Source organism: Anabaenopsis sp. FSS-46, assembly GCF_029891665.1.
GTDB lineage: Bacteria > Cyanobacteriota > Cyanobacteriia > Cyanobacteriales > Nostocaceae > Anabaenopsis > Anabaenopsis arnoldii.
Genome location: NZ_JANQDG010000096.1, coordinates 1 through 9,507, shown reverse-complemented (window position 1 = coordinate 9,507; position 9,507 = coordinate 1). Strand labels below are relative to the sequence as shown.

The following is a 9,507-nucleotide window of genomic DNA, read 5'->3' as shown; positions in this document are numbered from 1 at the left end:
ACCAGAGATAGAATCAACATCGTTGAGTTCATTCAAGAAACTTTCAGAATCTTGAAACAATTCAGAACCAGCAGCGTGTAATTCACAAAGAGTAATATTAGCCATGATGTACTCCTAAAAGACTTGTGAAGACTTGTTTGTTGCAGTTAAGATCAAGATGGTGTCTAGCCGGATCTGAGGAATTATTGGTAATCATATTAATTAGTTCTTACCTTTAATTCCTCAAGAGCCATGAATTTCAGTAGTTACCTGAAGTCATTAAAATTGACTGAATGACTTAGCTAAGGCAGTCACATGGTCAATGGCATATATAGTCACAAAAGCCTCTGCTAACTTCATAAGAGTCATAGGATTACTAGCAGCAGCCTGGACTGGACGTAAGCCAACTTGACCACCAGAGATGGAGTCTACATCGCTGAATTCATTCAGAAAACTTTCAGAATCTTGAAATAATTCAGAACCAGCAGCGTGTAGTTCAGACAGTGTAATATTTGCCATGATTTGCTCCTAAAAGACCTGTTGTAATGACACTGAAGATTGCATAGATTAGCTAGAACACAGGGATAATTGGTAATAACACAAGATTATGCCTTTAGTCCCTGAAAAACCATCAAGCTCTGTAGTGATGCAGAATTATTAGATGCCGGCTAAACTGAATGATTTAGCCAAGACAGTCACATGGTCAACGGCATATGTAATCACAAATGCTTCAGCTAACTTAGTTAATGTTAGAAGGTTGCTAGCGCCGTATGTAGCACCTGTAGCGACACCGATTTGTCCACCGGAGATGGAGTCTACATCGCTGAATTCGTTCAAGAAACTTTCGGAATCTTGAAACAATTCAGAACCAGCAGTATTTAGTTCAGAAAGTTTGATATTAGCCATGATTTACTCCTAATAGTCTTGTCCCAATTAAGCAAGCTCACAGAAAATTGTTGCAGCTGCTTGGTTTTTAGGGATTATTAATCATCAGTAAAATTCATGTTGATAACATAGATTACTGATTGGCTTTAACCCCTAAAAAGCCCGATAGCTTAGTAGTTACCTGAAGCCATTAGTATGCTTGACTAAATGACTTAGCTAGTTCGGTAACATGACCAATGGCATAGACCGTAACAAATGCTTCGGCTAGTTTAGTCAGTGTAGAAATACCACTGACTCCTGGGTAGCCGTAGCCATCACCATGACCAGAGGTATCGCCACCGGAAATAGAATCTACATCCTGTAATTCATTGAGAAAACTCTCAGAATCTTGAAATAATTCAGAACCAGTAGCGTTTAGTTCAGACAGTTTGATGTTTGCCATATTAGCTCCTCAAGCACTTGTTCTTGGTAAATGAAATTGGTAGGCAATCAAGCTGTGTTTGCTTAACTGTTACTGCTATTTTTATTGATTAAAAATCAGAAAGTCAAGGGTAAACAGCTTGTTAAAAAGACATATATTCAAGATTTTTGTCTGGAAAATGTATGACATTTATGAAACTAATTATCGTCTAATTATTTTGGAAAAAATTTCAAGATACCCAATGCATATTTAGTCATGAACTGGATACAGTCATGGCTAGGAGACATGAACAGAAGGTCCATGGGAGGCTTCCACAGAATTGCTCTAAGAGGATGTTTGGAAAGTATTAAACAGGTAATTTTTATCTTAAGGAACACCGGAACAGGGAACACCGAAGGATTGGGTAACACACAAAAAACAATCAAATCCAGTCCCCTACCCTTACAAGGGGAGGGTTAGGGTGGGGTCAAATAATATTCGATACAGTAATCATGACTGTCCAAACATCCTCTAAGAAGATGTCAGATGATATTTATTTCTATAAATTAATTTATAGGTTAATTTAGCGATCTTGAAGTTAATTTACCTCAAAATCAAGCATTATTTTAAATATTTAATTAGAGAAATTGCTTACAAAGAATTGAATCCTTCATTGAACATAGTTCTAGCACCAACAATCACCACACCCATTTGGGTTCTTAAGCTAAAAAGAAGATTATCTAGATTTTGATCTAGATTATTAGCTAAAGACTGTTCATTGATATCGCTTCCTTGACTTCCCTCCACCCTGTTCATTTCCCCATCTGTGATTTCATTGAGAATCTGTTGAACCTTAAGAAGGGACAAATCCTCAATTGTTATCCTTGCCATGTGATTAACTCCCTAAATACTTCCGGTGAGACTTACTAGGCTTTTGACAGAATTATGCTCAAAATTATAATTTCTTTCTTATATTTGACAATTTCATTGGTAAAAGTCAAGAAACTTTGTGAATTTTCTAGACAAAAATCAAGTAGTTACGTCTGAAAAACCGATGTTTTGCCCAGTTAGCAGTTTTACATCTTGACTTGTTTATTAGGGATTAGAGACGCGACGTCTCGCGTCTCCAGCGAACTTTTAATTCTGCGCCTGTGATTGGGACATGAGAATTGTCACGTCTATGGGGGTTACCGTTGCTGCTAGTTGCGTCAATGGCGGTTGAATGGCTGTCTGGTTCCCTACTACCAGAGTTACCATTTTTTCGGGTTTGAGGTATTTTTGTGCTACTCGTTGCACATCAGCTTCAGTTGTGGCGGCTACGGCTTTTTGATACCTAAATAAGAAATCAGCCGGATAGCCGTAATATTCGTATCGCATTAACCGTGATAAGGTTTGAGCAGGGTCTTCAAAGTTGAATACAAAGGAGTTGAGAGTAGACTCTTTAGCATAAGCTAGTTCCTGCGCTGTCACTGGTTGTGCTTGCAGACGCTTGATTTCGGCTTGTACCGATTGGACAAATTGCACAGTAGCATCTGACCGGGTTTGTCCACCTGCAATAAACATTCCTGGGTAATCGAAGCGCGGACTCCAGTAGGCATATACAGAGTAAGCTAAACCTTGGCGCGATCGCACCTCATTTAATAAACGTCCACCAAACCCATTTAATACCCCATTCAATACATCCAGTGCAGCATAATCGGGATTGTCCAACTGACCACCCAGATGTCCAATTAGGACACTACTCTGAGTTAGTTGTGGTTGGTCTACAAAAAATATCCCACCCGTATTAGCTGGGGTTACCTCGGATAACTGGGGTGGAGTAATTTCGGGGTGGGGTTCCCAATCGCCAAACTTAGCTTGAATGAGCGATCGCATTTTCTGCGGTTCAAAATCCCCTACAATCCCTAAAATCATATTATTGGGATGAAAATATTGCTGGTAAAACGGTAGTAAATCCTCACGGGAAATATTATCTAGGGTGGCATACTCCATAGTGCGAGCATAGGGGCTATCATTGCCATAAATTAATTTCTGAAATTCTCGTCTAGCAATACCATCTGGATTATCATTACGGCGAGCAATACCACCCCTAGCCTGGGTTTTAGCTAAATCTAACTGTTTTTGGGCAAATACAGGTTGTCTCAATACCTCCGCAAACAAATCAAACACCGTTTCTAAATCTTCGGCGAGAGACTGAAAACTAGCACTACCTGAAGCTTCACTAATACCAGTTTCCACAGTAGCAGCACGTTGTTCTAAAATCTCATTGAGCTGATCAGCCGAATGCTTCTGAGTTCCCCCAGTCCGCATCACCGCACCAGTAAAACCAGCCAACCCGATTTTATCAGCCGGTTCTAGGCGACTTCCAGTCCGGATCAAAGCGATACCATTTACCAACGGTAAATCATGGTCTTCCATTAAATACACAACCAAACCGTTATCCAGCACAAACCGCTCATTTTTGGGTAACTTAATCTCAGGCAATGGTGGCAGAGCTAACTCAGTATAGTGTTTAGCCGCTGCCGTCGCCGCCCAAGAAAAGTTAAAACTGATCAACAAACAGGCAACAACCAGAATCAAACCATAAAATAGACTCCTACTCTTGCCAAACCTAAATTTAACATTGAAAATTCTCAATCCCATTCTTCGTCTCCTGAGCCTGTGTGTGCTTCATTGTGTTAACCTTGTTGTGACAACAACTTACCAATCGTGCGGTTTTGTGATGTAAAACTTGCCTGAGCTACCCGTTGAATATCCGCAGGTGTCACCGCCGAAATTGCATCTAACTGCTCAAACAAATTGCGCCAAGAACCAGTTTTTACCTCCGCTTCTAATAACTGCTGGGCCATACCCATATTGGAATTAAGACTACGTAACAAACTCGCCCGTGCTTGAGTTTTCACCCGTAGCAACTCAGCCGCCGTCACAGGTTGAGCTTTCAATTTGTCAATTTCCTGTCGCAAAGCTAAGGCCACCTCATCCACAGTGTGACCGGGAGCCGTAAGCGCATAAAATAACATTAGATTTGGGTACTTATCACCAGGAAAGCCACTAAAACCCTCAGCATTTAAGGCCAGTCGCTGCTGTTCTACCAAAGATTTATACAAACGAGACGTACGCCCATTACTTAATAAACCTGCGATAATTTCATAAACTGCATCATCGGGATGGCTAACTGATGGTCGGTGATAGCCTTCTAAATACCAAGGTTGGGAGGGTAACTCTAAAGTAAATTCTCGTGTTTGTGTTTGCGGTGGTTCGGGTGGAATCTTTGCTGCTGCTTTTGGTTTGGCTTGATAGCGGCCAAAGTAAATTTTTGCCAGTCTTTTCACTTGGGCCGCATCGACATCTCCGACAATGGCAATGGTTAAATTACTCGGTACATAGTGAGCGTTAAAGAAGTTTTGTACATCTTCGGGTGTCAGATTCCGGATATCCTCTTCATAACCAATCACCGGTCGCCGGTAGGGATGGACTGTGAAAGCAGTATCGATAAAGTTTTCCACCATTGTACCGATAGGCGAATTATCTACCCGCATCCGGCGTTCTTCCAAAATTACATCTTTTTCTTTGTAAAACTCGCGACGTAGTACAGGTTCTAAGAATCGCTCTGATTCGAGTGACATCCACAGTTTCAACTTATTAGAAGGAAAGCTGTAAAAGTATTTAGTAGCTTCGGCAGAAGTAGTAGCATTTAAACCTACCCCCCCGGCTTGGTTGACAATTTGCCCTAATTCGTTTTGTTTGATTAGCTGGTCTGCTTGGGACTGTATTTGCTTAAATTCAGTTTGTAATTGAGTGATATCATCTTGTTTACCATTGGCTTTTGCGCTTCTAATTTGGGCATCTAACTCTTCTAGGCGGTCTAGTAATAGGTTTTCTGCCTCGTAGTCTTTTGTACCAATACGCTTAGTACCTTTAAATGCTAAATGTTCTAAAAAGTGTGCTACACCAGTTTGACCATCCGGCTCATCCACACCGCCCACATCAGCATAAGTAACAAAAGAAACTACAGGCGCTTGATGTCTTTCTAAGACAATGAATTTCATCCCATTATCCAGGCGAAACTCTGTTAGTTGCTCAATTACCCGATCTAAATAAGGTTGAATTGAACTCTTGTGTGGTGGTTTTTGACGAAATTGCAGGATTCTTTGCAGAGGATTTGCCGTTTGAGTGTCAGCTAGAGCTGTGTTTGGCAGTAACCCACACCATAAAATTAGGAGTACCATCAAAATGGTCGAGAGCCGACGCAATGACCAAGCCAAAATTGAACGAGGGGGCTGATTCATAAGCGACAATAAAATTAAAGTTCTATTATCTAAGAAATGTGCTAAGTAACAAACAGGGCGTTAACCTTGTATTTAAGTTTCTGTGTTTTTGGTACCTGATATTAGAGAATAATGATACAAACCGCCTTCGGAAGATCACACCATAAGTTATTATGCGAGTTTTTAATTCACCTCCGCCTTCAGAAGCACAAACACGTACCCGCATTTTAGAGTCCGCACAGAAGTTGTTTGCTTCTCAGGGATTTGATGGTACTACCACCCGTGACTTAGCACAAGCAGCTGGGGTTGCTGAGGGTACTCTGTTTCGTCATTTTCCTAATAAAAAATCCATTTTAGTGGAAGTAGCTACTAGTGGGTGGGTCGATATTTTAACAGATTTGCTCACAGAATTGAGTGAAATGGGTAGTTATAAGGCTATTGCACAAGTGATGCGCCGCCGGATGTGGAATCTACATAAAAATGTAGATATGATGAGGGTCTGTTTTATGGAAGTCCAGTTTCATCCAGATTTGCGCGATCGCATTCAAGAAGAAGTCATTGATAAAATGACCGGTGTGGCTGAAGCTTTCTTTCAAACTGCCATGGATAAGGGGATTTATCGCCAAACCGATGCTAAACTGGTGGCTAAGGTTTTTTTAGGAATGTTTGCGATCGCCGGTTTCTCTAACAATACTGTTATAGCTCCCGATGCTTCCCCCCAGGAAATGCAGCAAATGGCCGAAGGATTAGCCGACATTTTTCTCAATGGCGTGTTGGCCAAGGAATAATACATCACTCCTGAGAACTCAGCACTATTTTTGCTTGTTGACTCCACTGTTCTACCACATCAATAGCTGGACACAAATCTCGGCGTTGCATTGTTGAGACTTGCAGGCGCATAATTTGTTGGTGTACCCTGTAGGTGGGTGTTTGAGCCAGTTGTGCTACAGAACCAATACCGGAATGGAGCAATAAACCGCAATATTGCACTCCTATACCAGGAATACGCGCTAAATCCGCTAAAGCCATCCATTTATTTACATATTGAAGATTAACCTGTAGTTTATTTGCCAAATCCACCCTACTTTGGGCAGTTTTTCCTTGTTTAATTAGGTCTTTTGTGGTTGTAATTCCACAATTTTGCAATTGGGCTTGGTCTTCCTGACTTAATCCAGGTAATTTTTGAATCGGCCAGTCACAACTTCTCATCTGATTTGTATCATTTGGCTGTTTAAAGGACATTTGCAAGGTGGAGTGTGGCTCTGCTGGAAGTTAATCTGAGGGTTTTTTTATGTAGGGGTAGGCGGACTTTTTTAAGTAATCAATTCCCCCCGCATGACAGTTACTGCTTGTCCTGAAAGCAACACGCGATCGCCCCCTGAATAACTCACCTTAACCACTCCACCACGATGGGAGGCTTGAAAAGCCAAAAACTCATTTTTACCCAAGCGATCGCGCCAGAATGGAGCCAGACAGCAATGGGCAGCCCCAGTCACAGGGTCTTCATCTATACCTAAACCCGGTGCAAAAAACCGAGAGATAAAGTCATATTCAGAACCAGCAACACTGCGGCTAGTCACAATCACATTAGCCATAGGTAAAGTTTTTAACTCTTGTAAATTCGGCTGCATTTGTCGTACCAACTCCTCCGACTCCACCTCTACCAAATAGCCCAGAGAATTTTGCAGCACTAAGTTACAAGGTACACCCAAAGCCGCAGTTAATGCGGGAGGTGCAACTGTAACTTGAGAAATATTCACCGGAAAATCTAAACAAATCCACTCACCCAACCGTTGAGCAATCAAAACACCGCTTTTAGTATAAAAACGAGCAACTGCATCACCGGACAAATACCCCTCAGACCATAACACATGAGCGCTGGCCAAAGTTGCGTGACCACACAGAGGGACCTCCACAGTAGGAGTAAACCAACGCAACCTAAAACCATCATCCTGTTGGAGTAAAAAAGCCGTCTCAGATAAATTCATTTCCTGAGCCACATTCTGCATCCAGCCATCATCTTGAGACTCAGACAAAACACAAACCGCCGCCGGATTACCAGCAAAACATATATTAGTAAAAGCATCAACCTGAGTAACTAACTGCCCCATAACACCAACCTCTTAAAATTAACAAACACCTCAGCGTAACTTTGCGCTTACCTTTGCGCCCCTTGTGCGTTTAATCATCATCAAAACATCCAACATCCAAACTTTACATCACGTCAGTATTACTATAAGTAAATTTTGAAAGTATTTTTGATATAACTCAGGTATCATCTGATATATCTTGTTAAGAATATCTGGGCTGCAGTCACGGTATATTTTTGGCGACAGCCAAAAATATCTGTAAATTACTAAGTATAACTGTGTTTATGGGGTATTAAATGAACAACTTAATAGCCAGCCCAGGTCGAAGTCATCAGGAATGGGCGAATGAGCGTGCCTTCGCAGCCATCAGAAGTAATGGCAGAGTCGTGACCTGGGGCGATCCTCAGTATGGTGGTAATAGCGGCGCAGTAGCTAACCGGCTGACCAGGGTTACCCAGATATTCTCTACTGGGGGGTCCTTTGCAGCCCTGAAGGAAGACGGCTCCGTCGTCACCTGGGGGAAACCTAACAGTGGCGGTAACAGCAGTGCGGTAGCTAACCAGCTCACCGGTGTCACCCAGATATTCTCTACTAGGTATGCCTTCGCAGCGCTGAAGGTTGATGGCTCCGTCGTCACCTGGGGTCAGTCTAACCCTGGCGGTAACAGCAGTGATGTGGCTAACCAGCTCACCAATATCACCCAGATATTCTCTACTGAGCAGGCCTTTGCCGCACTGAAGGGCGATCGCACCGTTGTCGTCTGGGGCAATAGTGACTATGGCGGTAACGCAGGACTGGCTAACCAGCTCACCAATGTCACCCAGGTATTCTCTACTAGGTATGCCTTCGCAGCGCTGAAGGTTGATGGCTCGGTTGTTACCTGGGGAAATCCTCAGTATGGTGGTAACAGCATTGACGCGAACGTGACTGGACAGATCACGACCGGTGTCCGGCAGATATTCGCTACTGAGGGTGCTTTCGCGGCGCTGAGGGTCGATCGCACCGTCGTTACTTGGGGCGATTCTCAGTATGGCGGTAATACAAACCCGATCACTGATGTCCGGCAGATATTTGCTACTGAGCGGGCTTTCGCGGCACGCAAGGGTAATGGCACTGTCGTTACTTGGGGCGATATTAACTATGGCGGTAACAGCAGTTCCGTGGCTAGCCAGCTGACCAATGTCACCCAGATATTCTCTAACGACCGGGCTTTCGCTGCTGTGAGGGAAGATGGCTTGGTAGTCACCTGGGGCGATATTAACTATGGCGGTAACAGCAGTTCCGTGGCTAGCCAGCTGACCAATGTCCGGGAGATATTCTCCACTGGGTCTGCCTTCGCAGCACTGAGGGCAGATGGCTCGGTGATCACGTGGGGCGATCCTGAGTCTGGCGGTAACAGCAGTGACGTGAGCGACCTGCTGACCGATGTCTGGAAGATATTCTCCACTGGGTCTGCCTTCGCAGCACTGAGGGCAGATGGCTCGGTGGTCACGTGGGGCGATCCTGAGTCTGGCGGTAACAGCAGTGACGTGAGCGACCTGCTCCAGTTGGAGGTGGTGGCGATCGCCACTCCCTTCAGCGACGATATCCTGGTAGATACCATACCACCCACAGTCACAATTATCAGCATTGGTGGAGTAGATAGCAGAGTCAGTGGTGTAGATGGGGACAACACAGTAGTAGGTACAGCAGAACCAGGTAGTAGCAATGTCACCATCAGTTTCGGCAGTACAGAACTTGGTACAGCCCCGGTGGATGGAAATGGCAACTTCACCTACAGCCTGACACCAGCCAACATCACCACCATTGGACAGGGAACAGGTAAAAACATCACCGCCACCCAAACAGATACAGCCGGCAATATCGGTACATCCCCTGCCTTTAC

Annotated in this window: 10 protein-coding genes; 2 read left to right on the top strand and 8 right to left on the bottom strand. The window is 43.6% G+C overall.

Annotated elements, in window-relative coordinates:
* Positions 1-258: 258 nt before the first annotated feature.
* The 6 genes from NWP21_RS11325 to NWP21_RS11300 form a co-directional block, all read right to left on the bottom strand.
* Complete coding sequence (locus NWP21_RS11325; RefSeq protein WP_271733117.1) at positions 259-498, bottom strand: hypothetical protein; 240 nt, start codon at positions 496-498, stop codon at positions 259-261.
* Positions 499-636: 138 nt separating this feature from the next.
* The gene (locus tag NWP21_RS11320; RefSeq protein WP_271733115.1) at positions 637-885 is read right to left on the bottom strand and encodes a hypothetical protein; all 249 of its coding nucleotides are present in this window, start codon (positions 883-885) and stop codon (positions 637-639) included.
* 169 nt (positions 886-1,054) lie between these two features.
* The gene (locus NWP21_RS11315; protein ID WP_271733113.1) at positions 1,055-1,306 is read right to left on the bottom strand and encodes a hypothetical protein; all 252 of its coding nucleotides are present in this window, start codon (positions 1,304-1,306) and stop codon (positions 1,055-1,057) included.
* Positions 1,307-1,915: 609 nt separating this feature from the next.
* Positions 1,916-2,155 carry a hypothetical protein gene (locus tag NWP21_RS11310; RefSeq protein WP_280792772.1) on the bottom strand — a complete coding sequence of 80 codons (240 nt, stop codon included), beginning with the start codon at positions 2,153-2,155 and terminating at the stop codon, positions 1,916-1,918.
* 246 nt (positions 2,156-2,401) lie between these two features.
* The gene (locus tag NWP21_RS11305; protein WP_280792771.1) at positions 2,402-3,907 is read right to left on the bottom strand and encodes a pitrilysin family protein; all 1,506 of its coding nucleotides are present in this window, start codon (positions 3,905-3,907) and stop codon (positions 2,402-2,404) included.
* Positions 3,908-3,942: 35 nt separating this feature from the next.
* Complete coding sequence (locus tag NWP21_RS11300) at positions 3,943-5,553, bottom strand: pitrilysin family protein (RefSeq protein ID WP_280792770.1); 1,611 nt, start codon at positions 5,551-5,553, stop codon at positions 3,943-3,945.
* A gap of 152 nt (positions 5,554-5,705) precedes the next feature.
* Between NWP21_RS11300 and NWP21_RS11295 the strand changes: the two genes are divergently transcribed.
* The gene (locus NWP21_RS11295; RefSeq protein ID WP_271733106.1) at positions 5,706-6,320 is read left to right on the top strand and encodes a TetR/AcrR family transcriptional regulator; all 615 of its coding nucleotides are present in this window, start codon (positions 5,706-5,708) and stop codon (positions 6,318-6,320) included.
* A 4-nt stretch (positions 6,321-6,324) separates the two neighbouring features.
* On the opposite strand, the gene NWP21_RS11290 is transcribed toward NWP21_RS11295, so the two are convergent.
* Together NWP21_RS11290 and NWP21_RS11285 are read right to left on the bottom strand one after the other, a co-directional pair.
* Positions 6,325-6,774: a DUF4332 domain-containing protein gene (locus NWP21_RS11290; protein ID WP_280792769.1), complete on the bottom strand. Its 450-nt coding sequence runs from the start codon at positions 6,772-6,774 to the stop codon at positions 6,325-6,327.
* 71 nt (positions 6,775-6,845) lie between these two features.
* Positions 6,846-7,643 (bottom strand): PhzF family phenazine biosynthesis protein, encoded by a 798-nt coding sequence (locus NWP21_RS11285; protein WP_280792768.1) that lies wholly within the window; start codon positions 7,641-7,643, stop codon positions 6,846-6,848.
* Positions 7,644-7,918: 275 nt separating this feature from the next.
* Between NWP21_RS11285 and NWP21_RS11280 the strand changes: the two genes are divergently transcribed.
* Positions 7,919-9,507: Ig-like domain-containing protein (locus NWP21_RS11280; RefSeq protein WP_280792767.1), on the top strand; the 1,589-nt coding region annotated here is incomplete at its 3' end.

What these genes read in the sequence shown, in the direction of transcription:
- NWP21_RS11325 (WP_271733117.1), bottom strand. Translation starts at nt 498, where the DNA reads ATGGCAAATATTACACTGTCTGAACTACACGCTGCTGGTTCTGAATTA.
- NWP21_RS11320 (WP_271733115.1), bottom strand. Translation starts at nt 885, where the DNA reads ATGGCTAATATCAAACTTTCTGAACTAAATACTGCTGGTTCTGAATTG.
- NWP21_RS11315 (WP_271733113.1), bottom strand. Translation starts at nt 1,306, where the DNA reads ATGGCAAACATCAAACTGTCTGAACTAAACGCTACTGGTTCTGAATTA.
- NWP21_RS11310 (WP_280792772.1), bottom strand. Translation starts at nt 2,155, where the DNA reads ATGGCAAGGATAACAATTGAGGATTTGTCCCTTCTTAAGGTTCAACAG.
- NWP21_RS11305 (WP_280792771.1), bottom strand. Translation starts at nt 3,907, where the DNA reads ATGGGATTGAGAATTTTCAATGTTAAATTTAGGTTTGGCAAGAGTAGG.
- NWP21_RS11300 (WP_280792770.1), bottom strand. Translation starts at nt 5,553, where the DNA reads ATGAATCAGCCCCCTCGTTCAATTTTGGCTTGGTCATTGCGTCGGCTC.
- NWP21_RS11295 (WP_271733106.1), top strand. Translation starts at nt 5,706, where the DNA reads ATGCGAGTTTTTAATTCACCTCCGCCTTCAGAAGCACAAACACGTACC.
- NWP21_RS11290 (WP_280792769.1), bottom strand. Translation starts at nt 6,774, where the DNA reads ATGTCCTTTAAACAGCCAAATGATACAAATCAGATGAGAAGTTGTGAC.
- NWP21_RS11285 (WP_280792768.1), bottom strand. Translation starts at nt 7,643, where the DNA reads ATGGGGCAGTTAGTTACTCAGGTTGATGCTTTTACTAATATATGTTTT.